This window comes from Oribacterium sp. oral taxon 102, from assembly GCF_013394775.1.
GTDB lineage: Bacteria > Bacillota > Clostridia > Lachnospirales > Lachnospiraceae > Oribacterium.
Window position 1 is genome coordinate 2,056,729 of sequence record NZ_JABXYT010000001.1, and the last position, 16,169, is coordinate 2,072,897.

12 protein-coding genes and 1 other annotated feature (1 of these 13 running past the window's edge) are annotated in these 16,169 nt (G+C 54.9%); all 12 genes read right to left on the reverse strand.

The features are described 5' to 3' along the window. Nucleotides 1-215 (reverse strand) — a binding site (T-box leader) (it extends 37 nt beyond the left edge of the window). 91 nt (nt 216-306) lie between these two features. The 12 genes from HW273_RS11685 to HW273_RS09265 all read right to left on the reverse strand — a co-directional run bounded on the left by HW273_RS11685 (nt 307) and on the right by HW273_RS09265 (nt 16,102). Continuing rightward, nucleotides 307-2,898, reverse strand: coding sequence for an FAD-dependent oxidoreductase (locus HW273_RS11685; protein WP_179011748.1), 2,592 nt, complete (start codon nt 2,896-2,898; stop codon nt 307-309). Between the two features lie 290 nt (nt 2,899-3,188). Continuing rightward, the gene (thrS, locus tag HW273_RS09215) at nt 3,189-4,979 is read right to left on the reverse strand and encodes a threonine--tRNA ligase (RefSeq protein WP_179011750.1); all 1,791 of its coding nucleotides are present in this window, start codon (nt 4,977-4,979) and stop codon (nt 3,189-3,191) included. Nucleotides 4,980-5,107: 128 nt separating this feature from the next. Next, nucleotides 5,108-6,565 (reverse strand): sodium:solute symporter family protein, encoded by a 1,458-nt coding sequence (locus HW273_RS09220; RefSeq protein WP_179011752.1) that lies wholly within the window; start codon nt 6,563-6,565, stop codon nt 5,108-5,110. Between the two features lie 139 nt (nt 6,566-6,704). After that, complete coding sequence (locus tag HW273_RS09225) at nt 6,705-6,950, reverse strand: hypothetical protein (RefSeq protein ID WP_179011753.1); 246 nt, start codon at nt 6,948-6,950, stop codon at nt 6,705-6,707. Nucleotides 6,951-6,993: 43 nt separating this feature from the next. Continuing rightward, nucleotides 6,994-8,397, reverse strand: a complete 1,404-nt coding sequence (locus HW273_RS09230) for a uracil-xanthine permease family protein (protein WP_179011755.1) — start codon at nt 8,395-8,397, stop codon at nt 6,994-6,996. 152 nt (nt 8,398-8,549) lie between these two features. Next, a complete protein-coding gene (locus tag HW273_RS09235) occupies nt 8,550-9,134 on the reverse strand; it encodes a 5-formyltetrahydrofolate cyclo-ligase (RefSeq protein ID WP_179011757.1) in 585 nt (194 codons plus the stop codon). Between the two features lie 818 nt (nt 9,135-9,952). Beyond that, a complete protein-coding gene (gene pepT, locus HW273_RS09240; RefSeq protein ID WP_179011759.1) occupies nt 9,953-11,191 on the reverse strand; it encodes a peptidase T in 1,239 nt (412 codons plus the stop codon). Between the two features lie 41 nt (nt 11,192-11,232). After that, nucleotides 11,233-12,240, reverse strand: a complete 1,008-nt coding sequence (locus tag HW273_RS09245; RefSeq protein ID WP_243206780.1) for a TRAP transporter substrate-binding protein — start codon at nt 12,238-12,240, stop codon at nt 11,233-11,235. Then, nucleotides 12,237-12,731 carry a YcxB family protein gene (locus HW273_RS09250; RefSeq protein ID WP_179011762.1) on the reverse strand — a complete coding sequence of 165 codons (495 nt, stop codon included), beginning with the start codon at nt 12,729-12,731 and terminating at the stop codon, nt 12,237-12,239. The genes HW273_RS09245 and HW273_RS09250 overlap by 4 nt, the downstream gene beginning before the upstream one ends. A 304-nt stretch (nt 12,732-13,035) precedes the next feature. Then, nucleotides 13,036-14,373 (reverse strand): TRAP transporter large permease, encoded by a 1,338-nt coding sequence (locus HW273_RS09255; RefSeq protein ID WP_179011764.1) that lies wholly within the window; start codon nt 14,371-14,373, stop codon nt 13,036-13,038. Beyond that, complete coding sequence (locus HW273_RS09260) at nt 14,374-14,895, reverse strand: TRAP transporter small permease (protein WP_179011766.1); 522 nt, start codon at nt 14,893-14,895, stop codon at nt 14,374-14,376. A 73-nt stretch (nt 14,896-14,968) separates the two neighbouring features. Next, a complete protein-coding gene (locus tag HW273_RS09265) occupies nt 14,969-16,102 on the reverse strand; it encodes a TRAP transporter substrate-binding protein (protein WP_179011768.1) in 1,134 nt (377 codons plus the stop codon). Nucleotides 16,103-16,169: the final 67 nt, after the last annotated feature.

Below are 16,169 nucleotides of genomic sequence, written 5' to 3' on the forward strand. Positions count from 1 at the left end.
CTTATTGCCGTCCCCTCACAGGAACGACCCCTCACGTGCATCAAGCAATGCACTGCCCGGTCACGGGGGCATCCGTTACCGCTTAATTTTCCTCACGGGAAGTTCAGCGATACAGCTCAGAAAGGATTTTCTCGAAGTATTCCGGACTGACTCGCAGCTGCCGTCAGCTCTCTGTACCCTCTCTCTTCGATACTCTTTTTCGTCAAAGCTTTTTTCTATGGAATTGAGACAAATGGTAGCTCTTTCATAGATATTTGTCAAGGATATGAGCGAAGCATTGTTCATATCCTTTGGTTATGAAAAATATTATTTGCTGTCCTTCGCGATCGCCTGTGCCGCGGTTCTTCCGGAAACGAAGATCTCTACGATCGCATTGCCGCCGAGACGATTGCCGCCGTGGATGCCGCCGGTCACCTCTCCCGCCGCATAGAGCCCCGGAATCACCTTGCCGGAAGCGTCCAGTACATGACGGTCGGTATCGATCACGACACCTCCCATGGTATGGTGCGTGGACGGAGCCAGCAGTCTGATCTTCAGCTTCACGCCGTCCAGTGTATAGGTCTCCGGAAGATAATTCCCCTTATCATCCTTCTCCGCCTGCCCGATCAGTCTGGTCCAGCCGGTCTTGGTCACATTGAGCTTATCCTCCGTGCCGGTCATCAATGCCCTGTCATAATCCTCAATGGTCTTCCTGATCTGCTCCTGTGTTGCGGAGAAGCCGAATTCCTTGAGCAGACCCGAAAGCTCATCTACAGTTCTCGTATACTGCCTGTCCGGCACATCCATTTCCCAGGTTTCCGGCGTCTTCGGCGTTCCGTAGGGATAGGGTCCCGGGATTTGCTGCTCGGAATTCGCGATTTCGAGCACCGTCCCCATAGCGCCCTTGTACTCTACGCCGTTCCTGTACTCGCCGAGGGAAAGCACATCCCGCTCTCCGGTTTCATTGACATAGCGCTCTCCGGTTTCCGGAGATACATAGATGGCATAGTTGCCGCCGCCGAAGGCAAGGTTTCCATTGTCCACCCAGGATATCGGCATGAGCTGCGTATATCCCATACCGGTGGTCGCCGCGCCCGCCTGCTCTGCCATGTCGATGCCGTCTCCCTGAAGAGAGGAGCGGTTCGTGGTCTTGGTGCCGGAGGTGATGCTGCCCTTCGCCCAGTAATCGTTGGTGTTCATCACCCGCTCAATGTTGGCAGCATAGCCGCCGGTTGCCAGAATGACGCCCTTATTTGCCCGCAGGGTGACCTCGGTGCCGTCATACTGTGTGCCCTTCACGCCGACTACCCTGCCGTCTTCCACGATCAGGGAATCTACATCGGTTCTGAGCATGATCCTGTTGTCCGCCGCATTTGCCGCCGTCTTCAGAAGCGTATTCTTCGTCGGTGCGAAGTAGGTAGACCATACTGTTTTGCCCGAGGCATTGGCGCCATCCGCATCCGGCTTGCCGTCTCCGTCCAGATCGCTTCCCAGGAAGTCATTCTCCCGCTGCCAGAGCGCGCCGACGATGGTCGGCTGGATGCTCTCGTCAAAGAGCGCACCCTGATCCTCCAGCCAGCCCTTCAGCTCCTGGCCTCCCTCCACAAACTGGGAAACCAGATCATAATTTCCGTAAATCCATTCCGTCTTCTCCGCATTCTGACGAAGTCCGCCGTAATAGGTCTGGAAAATATGAAGGTTTACCGTAGAGAAGAGCGGCAGCTCCGTCTCTGCCTCGCCCGCATCCAGCTTCGGCTGCGCCCAGTCAAGATATGCCTTGATTTCCTTCTTCAGCGCCTGCAGGGTCGGGCGGTACTCCGTGTGCACGCCTGCCTTGGACAAATGCGTAATATCGCCTGCCACGAACTCCACCTTGTCAAAATAGGAGGCGTCGAAGGCAGCCTCGTTCCAGTCCAGAATGGTCTTCAGCACGGTGATATTTCCTGCCGCAGACTTTACCTTATCATAGCTCACGCCCTTATACTCGCCGCTTACCGCATCCGGATTCTCCGCATCCCAGACGAGATATTTCTGCGCAGACTGGAACTGCCCGCCGGAAGCCACGGTATTCCCGCCGATTTCCGCATTTTTCTCCACGACGACAACCGAATCGCCGTTCTGTGCCGCCTGTACCGCGGCTCCCATGCCCGCGCCGCCTGCACCGACAACGACCACGTCATAGCTCTCCTCGATCGGCGTCTGCGCCTCGTGCTTCACGGTGTTCTTCCGGAAGCTCTCGAGGTCGGAAACCTTCGCCTGCGCCGCAGCGTCATTCAGCGCCTCCTTGACCGCGCGGCTCGTGAAGGTCGCACCGGAGACCCCGTCGATGCCGGAGCCGTTGGCTGCGATCGCATCCGCGAAGAGGATTTCATATGCCGGCGTACCGATGTGATTGGTCTCCCGCTCGGACTCGATCTCAATACCGGTGACAGCAGAATCGCTGAAGCTGACCTTCAGGGAAACCGGGCCGTTATAGCCCTGCGCCGTACCGGTATAGCTGCCTGCCGTGAAGCTGAGCGGGCCTGCCTCCTTCGCCGGAGCACTCTCTCCCTTCGCCTGTGCGATCGCTGCGGCTGCCGCTTCCCTGACAGCATCGGAGGTCACGGTCGCGCCGGAAATCGCGTCGATCTCCGCGCTCTGCGCCTTCAGCACTGCTTCTCCCAGCTCCGCGAGGTGCGCGCCGCCGACACTCGGTGTCTCGGCATCTCCGCTCACCTTGACAGCTGTGATCTTCTCCGCATCCGTCGTGATCTCCACGCTGACAGCTCCGCCGAAGCCCTGTGCCGTACCGGTATAGCTTCCCGGGGTGTACAGCCCTGTAGCTGCCGTCGTTTCCGTCTTCGCATTCCCTCCGCAGGCTGCGAGCGATGCTGCGGTCACACCGATTGCGAGCGGCAGTACGATAGATCTTTTTCTCATACTCATCTCCTTTTTGATTTTGTAACAGTTCAGCTAAGCCATTCACAATCCGCCGAAGCAGAAACGATTGCTGTGCATTTGAAATGGACTTTCCGCGAATTGCGAATAAGGGCGAACACTGAATTGACAAAAAAGTAACAAAAGCTCTGAATATATGATACTAAAAAAAATAAAGAAGTGCAACATGTCAGTCGTTTTTCCGCTGTACAAATGAACACGGGAGCCGAACAGAAGATATTTCTCCCATGCGGCTCCCGTGTTCATTTTCTTTCCGCTATGCACCGAATCCGTTATTCCACACTGTCTATAAGCTCCAGACTATGCTCCGCGTTCATCTTCATGCACATCTCCACGAAATGATCGAGCGGGATATTGTTTAATTGCCGGTTGGAGCCGCGGAGGTTGATGGAAACAGTATTCTCCGCTGCCTCCCTGTCGCCGAGCACGAGAATGTACGGATCCTTGTAATTCTTGTACTTCTTGATTTTCTCCTTCATATTGTTGTCGGAGTAATCCGCCTCGGTGCGAATGCGGTAAGCGGCAAGCTTGCCCGCTACCTTCCTCGCATAGTCGTTATGCTCCGGGCGGATCGGTACGATGCCGACCTGATACGGAGAGAGCCAGAACGGGAACGCACCCTTGAAGTTCTCGATCAAAATGCCGATGAAGCGCTCCAGCGAACCGAAGATGGCTCTGTGAATGACCACCGGCGTCTGCTCCGAGCCGTCCTGCGCAGTGTACTTCAGCTCGAAGTTCCGTGGAAGCTGGAAATCGAGCTGCACGGTTCCGCACTGCCACTCTCTGCCGAGCGCATCCTTGATCTGCAGGTCGATCTTCGGTCCGTAGAAAGCGCCGTCCCCCTCATTGACCTCATAATTTCCCTCCCCGTACTTCTTGTCCAGAATACGGCGCAGTGCAGCCTCCGCGTCATTCCAGAGCGCGATATCCCCCATAAAATCGTCCGGTCTGGTGGAAAGCTCCGCGCGGTAGGTGATACCGAAGGTCTTGTAGATCTCGTCCGCAATATTCAGCACATCCTCGATCTCCTCCTCGATCTGGGACTCCATCACGAAGGTGTGGTCGTCATCCTGCCGGAATGCCTGCACACGGAAAAGCCCGTTGAGCTGTCCCGCCTTCTCCTTGCGGTGTACCATATCGGTCTCGGAATAGCGAATCGGGAGATCACGGTAGGAGCGCACCCTTCGCTTGAAGGTCAGCATCGCGTTCGGGCAGTTCATCGGCTTCGCCGCCATGGTGTCATCCGTTTCGATGTCGAAGACGCCGTCCGCATTCTTCCCCGGCACCATAAACATATTGTTTACATAATGTGCCCAGTGCCCGCTGATCAGCCAGAGCTTCTTGTTATTGATGACCGGCGCGGAGATCTCCTGATAGCCGTGAACATCGTGGATATCCCGCCAGTATTGCAGCAGGGTATTAAACAGCTTCCAGCCGCGCGGAAGCCAGTACGGCATCCCCTGCGCGGTTTCCGTGAACATGAAGAGGTCGAGCTGCGGTCCGAGCTTCTTGTGATCGCGCTCCAGCGCCTCCTGCACGAGACGCAGGTGCTCCTTCAGCTGATTCTTGTCCGGAAAAGCGTAGAGATAGATTCTCTGAAGCTGATCCCGATGCTCGTCGCCTCTCCAATATGCGCCGGAGGTGGACTTGATCTTGAACGCCGCGTTCATCAGCTCCTGCGAGTTCTCGACGTGCGGCCCGCGGCAGAGATCTACGAAGTCTTCTCCGGTATAGTAAACGCTCAGAACCTCATCCTCCGGAAGATCCTGAATCAGCTCTGTCTTGAATTTCTGCTCCCTGAAAAGTTCCAGCGCCTCCGCGCGGGAAAGCTCCCTCCGTGTCCAGCTCTCTCTCCTCTTGATGATCTCCCGCATCCTGTCTTCAATCTGCTTGAAGTCCTCCTCCGTTACCGGCTTCGGCAGCACGAAGTCATAGTAGCAGCCGTCCTCGATCTGTGGTCCGATGGCGTACTGCACATCCTTTCCGTAGAGCTCCACCACCGCCTTTGCCAGGATGTGCGCGAGAGAATGCCTGTAAAGTCCGAGATACTGTTCTTTCTCCATTTTTTTCCTCCTAAGTAAAGCATAGAAGCCCCGGCAACCAGCCGACCCTCTCCATGCCTCCTGTATTGAAACCTCTTTTTTATACCACAAGCGCCGAAGCAGTGCAAGGTGCTCCGGCGCATACAGGATCAGTCATCTTCCTCCGGCATAAGCTCTGTCGTCTCTACAGCAGGCGGCAGCAGATAGGAAAATATGACGAAGCCCAGCAGCGCGGCGGCAAGTCCCGGAAGGATCGGCTGGCTGAACTTGATGCCGAAGAGCACACCGCCGGAGACATGCTCGAGATAAAGCACTACAATGGTGCCGGCAAGCAGGGACGCAATGGTTCCTGCCTTCGAAGCCTTCTTCCAATAATGCCCCAGCACATAGGGAAAGAACGAGCCTGCCGCACGAAGGGTGAAGCAAAACATCAGGATAGACACAATGCTCTTCGTATTGAAGAGTGCGATCAGCATCGATGCGATGCCCACCAGACACATCACGAGCTTCGTCACGCGCATCACAGACTCGCTGCTTGCATCCGGCTTCAGTACAGCCTTATAGATATCATTCGCGAAGATGGAGCCCGCGCCCAGGAGATCTGAGTCCGAGCTGGACATCGTCGCAGAGATCACTCCCGCAAAGAGCAGTCCGCAGATCAGCGCCGGCATGGTATTGATCGCCAGCACCGGCAGCGCATATCTCGCACCGACCTTTGCAAAAAGCTCCGCATCGAACTTCCCCATATTGATGAGAGCAAGCGTAATAATACCGAGGATCGTCGGAACAAATGCATAGATGAAGTTAACGAGTGCCGCGAGCCACGCACCACTCTTTGCCGCCCTTTCATCCCGCGCTGCATAGAAGCGGGATACCGCCTCCTGCCCGACAGAGAACGTCGCCGTATACATAACAACCAATGAGATGATCCCAAAGAGATCATAGCCCTGGAAGAGGTCGAGTGTCCCCTCCGGGATATTTGCTCTGATATTTACCCAGCCGCCGGCATAATGCATCGCATACGGAACGGCGATCAGCATCCCGATGACAATGAGGAATACCTGTACGAAATCTGTCAGCGTTACACTCCAAAGCCCGCCCATGATCGAATAAATCGTCACCACAACTGCTACGATTACCACCGCAAGCTTATAATCCAGATTCAGCATCGTGGATAAAATCACTGCGGAAGCAATAAACTGTCCCGCTGTCAAGCCTACAAGGGGCAGAAACATAATCACTGCCGTAATCAGTCCGCATTCCCTGCCGTAACGTCTCCGGAAGAACTCCGGCACCGTCTTTACCGTCGCAGCGCGGAACTTCGGTGCCACAAAGCTCAGGATTACAAACGCAATTCCCATCGTCGTGATGTACCAGGATGCACTCAGACCGAATCCGGACATTCCATTCTGTACGACTCCCAGAGAACTCCCGCCTCCGATTTCAGTCGCCGCCAGTGTCCCCGCCATCAGAATCGGCCCCAGCCGCCGGCCTGCTACCATGAAATCGGTATTACTCGTGATCTTAGTAGAGGAATACCAGCCGATCCAGAGCATGAACAGCAGATAGACGATCACAATCAGTGTCACCATGAAATTTGTACCCATACCTTCCCTCCTTCATCTTCCTGATCTCCCCCTTCCAGCTAAAACAGGGGATATCAATCTGTCCTGATTTTACCATGTTCTCCCGGCTGCAACAATGTCTGTCCGGTGCTTTTTTCTTTTATGAAATCCGATTGGGATTTTATTTCTTTCCGCTTGTCATTCCGACCAGCTCCCGCAGGATGCCGCCGGTCAGCGCTGCCGACAAAAGAAAGGAAAGCAGATCTGCGATCGGTCGGGAGAGCTCCGGCCCGGTCAGTCCGAAGAAACGCGGCACGACGAACAGCAGCATGAATACAAGAAGAACCGCCCGGGAGGAGGCAGCAGCTCCTGCCTCTCCGGACAGTTCCAGAATAATCGATAATCGAGCCTTATGCCATAAGCTCATCTGTTAAATCACATCACGAACCCTATCCATCTCCTGTGATGCGTCACTCCTCCGCTTCCTCCGCCGGCATTGCAACCGGCTTCTCATCCGGAGGTAGAATAATGTTCAGGATCACCGCCATGATGGTCGCCACCACAACCGGAGATTTCCCGAAGATCATCGTGAAGCCCGCAGGGAACTGTGAAAGCGTACCGGATGCCTGCGCAATGCCTACGCCGAGCGCTGCGGACAGACCGACCACCGTCGTATTTCTCGGCGTCAGGTACTCGGTCGTAATCAGCTTCATTCCCGTCATGGCGATAGAAGAGAATACGGTCACGGTCGCGCCGCCGAGCACACACTGCGGAATCGTCGTCAGAATCGCAGAGAACTTCGGACAGATGCCGCAGAGCAGGATCATGATCGCCGTAGTCGTAAATACCTTACGGTTTACGACCTTATTGTTAATGATAATTCCCACGTTCTGGGAATAGGTTGCCGTCGGCAGCCCGCCGAAGAAGGCAGTCAGGAAATTCAGCCCGCCGTACGCTACGATGCCGCTCTGCAGCTCCTGGTCGGTCGGATAACGATCAAAGCCGCCGATTGTCGTCGAAGTAAAGTCACCGATCGCCTGAATGGAGTTGATCGCAAAGAGCAGCCCGATGGAAATGCATGCCGCCAGATTGAAGTGTACCCCAAACGGCAGAAAGCGCGGAAGAGACAGCCAGGATGCCGTGCCGATCTCCGTGAAGCTGATCATGCCGAAGCAGAGAGCGACGAGATAGCCCACCGTCATGCCCAGCAGGATCGAGGCCAGCTTGCACACGCCCTTGCCCAGATTATTGAAGAGCAGCACCGCAACCAGCGTAATGATGGCGACCAGCCAGTTCTGCCAGGAGCCGTAGACCAGCGCTGCAGTCAGCCCCTTCTTCTCCACTACCAGCTCATAGGTATTTGCTGCGCCGCCCGCCATATAATTCACAGCAGTCGGATATAGTGACAGACCGATCGTAAATACTACCGTTCCGGTAATGATGGGCGGAAAGAAATGCCGGATTTTCTTGACAAAGATTCCCACAATAATCGCCACAATGCCGCCCACCATCAGTGCGCCCGTAATCGTCGCTACGCCGAGTGTGCCGCCCTCTTCCCCGACGATCGCCTGCATGCTCGGCAGATATGCGAAGCTGATGCCCATGATGACCGGAAGCCCTGCGCCGAAGCGTCGGCCGATCGGGAAGAGCTGAAACAGCGTACTGACTGCCGACATCACGAGGGACGCCTGAATCAGCAGGATCCTCTGCGAAATATCCAAGCCCGCTACGTTCGAAATAATGATTGCCGGCGTTACGCAGCCGATAATCATCGCCACCAGATGCTGAAGTGCCAGTGAAATCGTGCTCCCCAGCGGCGGATTGCCCTTCCATTGGAACAATTCCTCCATCCTGTCCCTGTCCTTCGTTTCCATGTCTCTCCTCCTGAGCTAAATAATTTTTAGCATCCCTAAAAATTTATTATTGCTGCTTAACTATATAACAGAAAAACTAACCGTGCAAGTAAAATTGGATTCCATTTTTTCAGTAAATATAACCTATTCAGTCCTCTGTATTTTGGGCAGAATTATTTTTTTAGTTCTGTATTTACCAAAAAAGCAGGGTAAATGCGCTTCTCGGTAAGGACATGATCCATCCTGACATCATTTTCATACATCGGAATCTGCTCCGAAAGCAGCGCCTCGAAGCAGAGGCAGTATTTCTGTATCCGAAGCCCCCGCAGGAAACGATCATAATATCCTGCACCATGTCCGAGCCGTCCGCCATAGCGATCCGCGGAAATACAGGGAATGATTGCGAGCTCCAGCCGATAAGCATCTATGACGGGAAGCCCCTGCCGCGGCTCGAGAATACCGAGTATACCCGGCTCCAGCTCCGTAAGAGAGCGGATACGCACTGCCTCCATTTCATGCCGCCCCGGAATGCAGCGTGGAACACTCAGCTGCTTTCCCATTCGAAGCGCAGCGTTCAGGATTTTCCATGTCGAGGGCTCCTCCTCTGTGCTCACATAACAGAAAATACGCTCCGCCTGATGAAAGACCGGCTGCATCAGCAGTCTTTCCGCTATCCCGGCACTCGCCTGCTCCCTGTAATCGATAGGCAGTGCCTCCCGCTTCTCCCGGATCTCCTGCCGCTTCTCCTGCTTCCCCATCCTCTGTCTCCTCTCTGCTTCCATTCCACGCGCCTCTTCCGGGGCAGATCCCCGCTTTCCGCGTCCACGTGTAAATCCTCCTCCATGCGCCCCATGAGATCGGCGGGACCCCGTCTTCTGCGTCCACGCATAAGCCTGTTCCGATTATATCGCATTCTCCGCTTTTTTCTGCCTGAAAGCAGAAGTGCTCCGCTTCTTAAAAGAGTACAAAGCCTCGCTAAAAAAAAGAAAATTATTTTCAAAATTTATATCTTTACAAATATAACTTCTTATGCTATTCTATAGACACAGGAAGAAGAGAGAGGCAAGAGCAGAGCAGATTTCATCTGACGAGAAAGGATGAAAAGAGCTCGCAAAGTGCAGACGGAGGTTCTGCGAACGATACTGTAGAAATCGGAGGTATCCAGCGATGATTCCAGCACAGAGTTTCGATGATACCGAAGGACAGAGGTAGGAAGTTTCTTTTCGATAACGGCACATAGGTGCGGCAGTTATTCAGCGAGGGAAGGGTTGCTTCCGAAATTCCTGCACGAGTCCGGCGGCTATGATCGAAGCAGGTAACCCGAAAACCTTAGAGAGAAAATAGCGCAAAGCTATTTCACAAATATAGAACGTTGGTTTTTTCGTACGGAGAAGGATGGTAGAGTCCAATGTACTGAATACGACAACTGAATATGGTATCTAAGGAGGGAGGCTTCGAAGAGCCTCCCTCTTTTTCCCTGCCCCCGATCTTCGATCGGGGGAGCCTAGCGGCTTTGAGCGATTCAAAGTAATCGCTTGCGATTGCCTCTCCATTGCCCCCGATCTTCGATCCCTGCTTACTGCTTCTTTCCGATCAGCTCCTCGCAGAGCACGACCAGTACCTCCACCATCTTCTTTGCAGAATCGACATTCAGATACTCATAGATACCGTGATAATTCCCTCCTCCGGTCGAGAGATTCGGGCAGGGCAGCCCCTCGTAGGACAGCCGAGCACCGTCCGTGCCACCGCGGATCGGAACGATCCTCGGCATGACGCCGCAGCGCCGAAACGCATTCTCCGCCGCGGAAATCAGGTACAGAAAGGGCTCGACCTTCTCCTTCATATTGTAGTAGCTGTCCTTCACTGTCACACGAAGAGACGCATCCGTTGCCGCATATTTCGCATTCAGCCTCTCCGCCGCCGCTGTGAAGATCCGCTTCTTCTCCTCGAACCTCTCCCGGTCATGATCCCGGATGATGTACTGCGCCTTCGCCGCACACTCATTTCCGCTCAGCTCGCAGAGATGGAAGAAGCCCTCATAGCCCTCCGTATTCGCCGGGGTGCAGTCCGGCAGCAGTGCATTGAACTCCATCGCGAGCAGCACGGCATTGACCATCTTTCCCTTCGCGGAGCCGGGATGCACATTGACGCCCTTTATCTCCAGTACGGCGGAGGCAGCGTTGAAATTCTCATACTCGATCTCACCCAGCGTGCCGCCGTCCACGGTATAAGCGACCTCCGCACCGAAGCCCGTGACATCGAAGAAGTCTGCGCCCTCTCCGATCTCCTCATCCGGCGTGAAGCCGATCCGGATCTCCCCGTGCTTCCGCTCCGGATGCTCCATAAGGTACTTCACGAGCTCCATGATCTCCGTCACGCCCGCCTTATCGTCCGCCCCAAGCAGCGTACTGCCGTCCGTCACGAGCAGATCCTGCCCGATGGCGTCGCGAAGCTGCGGGAAGATGCGCGGCGAAAGAGTTTCTCCGTGTCCCAGCTCGATCTCCCCGCCGTCATAGGCAGATACCAGCCTGGGCTTCACAGCCTTCCCGCTCGCCGCCGGCGCGGTATCCATGTGGGCAATGAAGCCGACCGCCGGAGTGGATGACGCCTCTTCCCCCGCCAGATTGGAGGGAATCCGCGCATAAACATAGCACTGCTCCGTGAGCCGAACCTCTGCAGCGCCCAGCTCCCGCAGCTCCCGCTCCAGCACACGCGCCAGCGCAAACTGCTTTTCGCTGGAGGGATGCGTACCGGATGTCTCGTCCGACTGCGTATCAATCCCCGCATAAGAAATAAAACGCTCTAAAATATCCATATTTTTCTCCTTGCACCTCTTCCTGTACGATCAGACGATTCTCAGTCCACCGCTTCGATCTTCCGGATCAGCTCCATATAGGGCCCGCAGTATTTCTCATAGAGCGGCTCCATTGCCTGCCGGAAGCGGAGCTTCTCCTCCGGAGAGGGGACGATGACGACGGTTCCCTCTCCCCGTACCTTCTCCTCCGCAGAATCGCTCCGGCTCTGCCAGAGGCTCTGCTCATAGCGGGCAGACTCCTCCGCGCATTCCCGGAGAATTCGCCGGTCTCCATCCGAGAGTTTATCCCAGGTTACCTGCGAGATGATCTGCATCTCCGGCACCCGCATATGCTCATCCAGCGTATAATATTTCGCGACCTCATTGTGCCGCATCGCCTCATAGGAGGACCAGTTGTTCTCCGCGCCGTCCGCGCTGCCGGTCTGGAGCGCCGAGTAGACGTCCTCATAGGGAAGCGGTACCGGAATCCCTCCCAGCTCCCGCACCATATCCTGCATCAGGTCATTCTCCTGCACGCGGATTTTCAGCCCTGACACATCCTCCGGTCTCTCGATCGGACGGCTCACCGTATAGAAATTCCGGACGCCGGCATCATACCAAGAGAGCGGCACCACACCGGAGCCGTCGAAGGACGCCATGATCTCCTGTCCGATCTCCCCGTTCAGAACGCTCCACATATGCGCCGAATCCCGATAGAGGTAGGGCATCTGGAGCACGATTGACTTCGGAGAGAGCACGTTCGCCGTAGAAAGGGAAACCCGCGCGAAGTCTATCCCCCCGAAACGAAGCTGCTCCACCGAGGACACCTCTGAGCCCAGCTCTGCATTCGGATGCACGCGAATCTCTATCCTGCCGCCTGTCCGCTCCCGTACCAGCTCCGCGAAGCGCTTCGCCCCCTGCGTAGTCGGATAATCGCTCGTTTGGTTTTCCGCATAGGTAAACACATATTCCGGGACAGATGCATGCCGTCCGAGCAGACCGCAGCCGCTGAGACAGAGCATGAGCGGCAGGAAAGAAAGGAGCGCGGCAAACGCCCTCCTCTCTCTCATTTCTTCTCCGCCTTCAAATTCGCCGCCTTCACAGAGGCAAATGCGAAGCGATAGAACTCTTCCTTCTTCTCTCCAAGTGCGCTATCGGGAATCACGAAGCCGTGCTGCGCTCCCATATAGAGCGCGATCTGCCAGGGTCTCTTCACAACGGAGCTGATCTCCGCCCAGCCGTGACTCTCATTCTTCTCCCCCTGCTTCACATAGATCTGCCGCTCGTCAAAGGACAGCACTGTTTCCTCCTTCACCTTATCCAGGTTTCGTTTCATCCGAAAGTAAATCAACAGCGGCTGAAAGACCGGAAAGAAGAGGAAAAGCAGCACGCCAAGCGACAGGAGCAGAAAACGGTTCTGCCGGAAAGCATAGATCGTGAGCACGCCCATCGCAGCGGTGAATACGGCGTTAATCACGCCCAGAAAAGAGGTATAGGTCGTATACAGCGCCATCCGCAGCAGATTTCCGGCTGTATTTCTGAAATGAAATTGATATCGCATGTTTTCTCCCAGCTTCGCGCTCTCTGATTTTTCCCTGCTCCCGCACTCTCGCCGCATCAATCCCCTGTTTGCCTGCCGAAAAAGTGCGGGACGTGTCATAAAGCCCTTCCCGCAGCGGTATATAGGTATGCTGTGTGTTCAGACAAATCTTATTATACTACAAAAGGCGATATCCGGAAATCGGATATCGCCTTTTTGCTCGTCTGCGGGGGCTCTGATTTATTCACGGCTCACGTGCCATGGGCGTGCACCCGTCGGAACCTGACCTTTCCGATCAAATCAGCATTTCCCTAAGATGCCTGTCTTACGCCCCTGCCAGCATGCCGATCACCCCCGGTGCTGTCGATACATAGCCGAAGAGCTTCGGGATGAACAACGAAATATTCGGAACAAAGGTGATCAGGAGCAATGCGACGAGCATCATTCCGTAGAACGGCAGCGTCGCAATGACGATCTTCTCCATCGGGCGCTTCGCGATGGCAGAGCCGATGAAGAGTACCCCTCCCACCGGAGGTGTCAGCAGCCCGATCCCGCAGTTCAGGATGACAATGATGCCGTACTGTACCGGATCCAAACCGATCGAGGTCGCAATCGGCAGCAGGATCGGGGTCGAAATCAGAATGATCGGCGCCATATCCATGATACAGCCGAGAATCAGCAGAATCAGATTCAGGAGCAGCGCAATGATGATCGGGTTTTCGCTGATTCCGTGAATTGCGCTGGCAAAGAGATCCGGTACATGAAGCGTCGTCAGGCAGTAGCCGAAAACATTGGAGGTCGAGATCAGGATCAGCACGATGGAAAGCGTATCAATGCAGTCCTCCAGACTCTTCCACACACCCTTCCAGTCCAGTCCCTTATAAATGTAGACAGAGACCAGGAGAGAGTAGATCACGGCGATCGCAGCCGACTCTGTCGCGGTAAAAAGACCTGCCACGACCCCGACAACCACGATCAGAATCGCTGCCAGCGCCCAGAAGGAAACACTCAGCTCCTTCAGGAAATGCCGGATCGAAAACGGATTCCCCTTTGGATAATTCCGCTTCTTCGAGATGATGTAGGAGCCGACCATGAGAGAACCTGCCAGCACCGCCCCCGGAAGATATCCTGCAAGGAAGAGCGATCCCACGGAAAGCCCGCCGGCGGTCGTCGCATAGATGACCATGTTGTGACTCGGCGGAACGAGCATTCCTTCCACAGAGGAGGAAATCGTCACTGCGGTGGAGAAATCAACATCATAGCCTCTGTCTACCATCATCGGAATCTCCAGTGATCCGAGAGATGCCGTATCTGCAGAGGCAGAGCCGGAAATACCGCCGAAGAAGTAGGACGCAACGATATTTACCATCGCAAGTCCGCCGGTCATCCAGCCCACACAGGCATCCGCCAGGTTCAGGAGCTTCTCCGAAATACCGCCGGAACCCATCAGCACGCCCATCGTGATAAAGAACGGAACCGCCATCAGAGAGAAGGAGGAAATGCCCTTTACCATCTGCTGACAAACCACTGACAGATCCTTCCCCTGATACAGCAGACAGAGAATTGCAGAAAGCGCTACAGAGTATGCGATCGGGAAGCGGAGAAAAATCATGACGAAAAAGCAGATAATCAGTACCGCAATGGCACCCGTATTCACAGCCATTTATTTTTCCTCCTTTCCATAAAATGCCTCAAGATCCATGAAAATGCGCTCCAGCTCGAAGACAAGCATCGCGATTCCTGCAACCGGAATCGGGAAATACTGCCAGAACTTGGAAAGCCACGGCATGCTGACATAGCTTCCCAGCGCACCGAGTCCGGTCGAATACCTCCAGCCCACGAGCAGCATGACCAGCGCCAGCGCCAGAACAGCAAAATCAGACAGGAGATCCAGAATCTTCACCAGGACAGACGGAAGATAGCGGTCAAAGGTCGTCATGCGGATATGCGCATTTCTTCGGATCGCCAGTGCGGCAGACAGCACTGCCATATAGGACATCAGCGTCAGTACGACCTCCTCCGACCATGCCGGATCCGGAATAAAGGGAACGAATCGCCCGACTACAGCAAAGCTCGTAATCGCGATATCCAGAACCAGCAGCAGCTTACAGACCAGCAGAACGAACCGGTACATCAGGTTGTACAGCGGGCGGAGCGGCTCCAGCTTTTTCAATAATGCAGGCATAGATTTCCTCCTAAAGGCTTAAAATAGGGATGCCACATGCCTGCGACATCCCTACGAGCATTCTTCGCTGAGATTACTTCGCAAGATCCAGAATCTTCTGGTAAAGCTCAGCCTGATCCTTCGTGCTGTCCTCAATCACCTTCGCGCAGGCTTCCTTCCACGGCGTCTTGTCCTCTACATCGACGACATTTACACCGGAGGCCCTCAGGGCGTCCAGAACCTTATCCTCTGCTGCCTGAGAAATCTGCTGGTTATAGTCACCGGCAAGCTTTCCTGCCTCCATAATGACCTCCTGCTGGTTCGCAGTGAGCTTATCCCAACCGTTGTTGGAGATAACCACCTGGATCGCACCGAGCGTATGCCCATCAAGAATCAGGTTCGGAGCTACCTCCGGGAATGCATTGGACTGGTAGTTCGCGATCGGCTGCTCTGCGCCGTCTACGACACCGGTCTGCAGTGCGGAATAAAGCTCATTGAAGGATACGACCGTCGCATTGGCGCCGAGCCCCGCTACCATACCGGTCATGATCGGGTCATTGGATACGCGGAGCTTCTTGCCCTTGAGATCCTCGATCTTCGTCACCGGATCCTTCGTGAAGAAATGACGGAAGCCCTCCTCTCCGTAGAAGATGCCGCGAAGCGGAAGTCCGATCTCCTGCGGCTCATTCAGGAACTCCCTGGCAAGATCAGACTTGGCAAACTTCCAGAAATGCTCTCTGTTCTCGAAAGTAAAGGGAACAGAAAGGAGCGAGGACTTTTTCCCGCCGTAGGAGGTCAGCGCAAATGCGGAGATTCTGGAAATATCCACGGAATCACCGCCGCCAAGGATGGAATCCAGCACATCACTCTCTGCGCCGAGTACACCGGAAGCCTGCAGGTCAATCGTGATCGAACCGCCGGAAATCGCCTCTACCGCCTCCTTGAACTTACTGTCCGTCTGTCCCACGATGGTGTCGAGCGGGTTTACCTCCGCCATCACGAGCGTCACCGCCGGGTCTGCCGCTGCGGCCTCATTGACCTGATACTCTCCCTCCGTCTTTGTCTCGGCAGCCGTATCCTTCTCTGCAGCAGCTGTGGTTTCCTTTTCCTCCTTCGAAGCCTCTGCAGCCGCAGGCGTCGTCTCCGCTGCCTTTCCGCCGCCGCAGGCAGTCAGTGATGCTGCAAGCAATGTCCCGCAAAGTGCAGAAGCCAAGATTCTTTTCTTCATAGTTTTCCTCCCATGCTGTAGCCGCTTTCGCGGCGCTCAAATGTATGCATTTATTCTATTACACTTT

Bases quoted from the DNA above. Each gene is read 5' to 3' on its own strand.
- HW273_RS11685 (WP_179011748.1), bottom strand. From the start codon at position 2,898: ATGAGAAAAAGATCTATCGTACTGCCGCTCGCAATCGGTGTGACCGCA.
- thrS (WP_179011750.1), bottom strand. From the start codon at position 4,979: ATGGAGAAAGAACAGTATCTCGGACTTTACAGGCATTCTCTCGCGCAC.
- HW273_RS09220 (WP_179011752.1), bottom strand. From the start codon at position 6,565: ATGGGTACAAATTTCATGGTGACACTGATTGTGATCGTCTATCTGCTG.
- HW273_RS09225 (WP_179011753.1), bottom strand. From the start codon at position 6,950: ATGAGCTTATGGCATAAGGCTCGATTATCGATTATTCTGGAACTGTCC.
- HW273_RS09230 (WP_179011755.1), bottom strand. From the start codon at position 8,397: ATGGAAACGAAGGACAGGGACAGGATGGAGGAATTGTTCCAATGGAAG.
- HW273_RS09235 (WP_179011757.1), bottom strand. From the start codon at position 9,134: ATGGGGAAGCAGGAGAAGCGGCAGGAGATCCGGGAGAAGCGGGAGGCA.
- pepT (WP_179011759.1), bottom strand. From the start codon at position 11,191: ATGGATATTTTAGAGCGTTTTATTTCTTATGCGGGGATTGATACGCAG.
- HW273_RS09245 (WP_243206780.1), bottom strand. From the start codon at position 12,240: ATGAGAGAGAGGAGGGCGTTTGCCGCGCTCCTTTCTTTCCTGCCGCTC.
- HW273_RS09250 (WP_179011762.1), bottom strand. From the start codon at position 12,731: ATGCGATATCAATTTCATTTCAGAAATACAGCCGGAAATCTGCTGCGG.
- HW273_RS09255 (WP_179011764.1), bottom strand. From the start codon at position 14,373: ATGGCTGTGAATACGGGTGCCATTGCGGTACTGATTATCTGCTTTTTC.
- HW273_RS09260 (WP_179011766.1), bottom strand. From the start codon at position 14,895: ATGCCTGCATTATTGAAAAAGCTGGAGCCGCTCCGCCCGCTGTACAAC.
- HW273_RS09265 (WP_179011768.1), bottom strand. From the start codon at position 16,102: ATGAAGAAAAGAATCTTGGCTTCTGCACTTTGCGGGACATTGCTTGCA.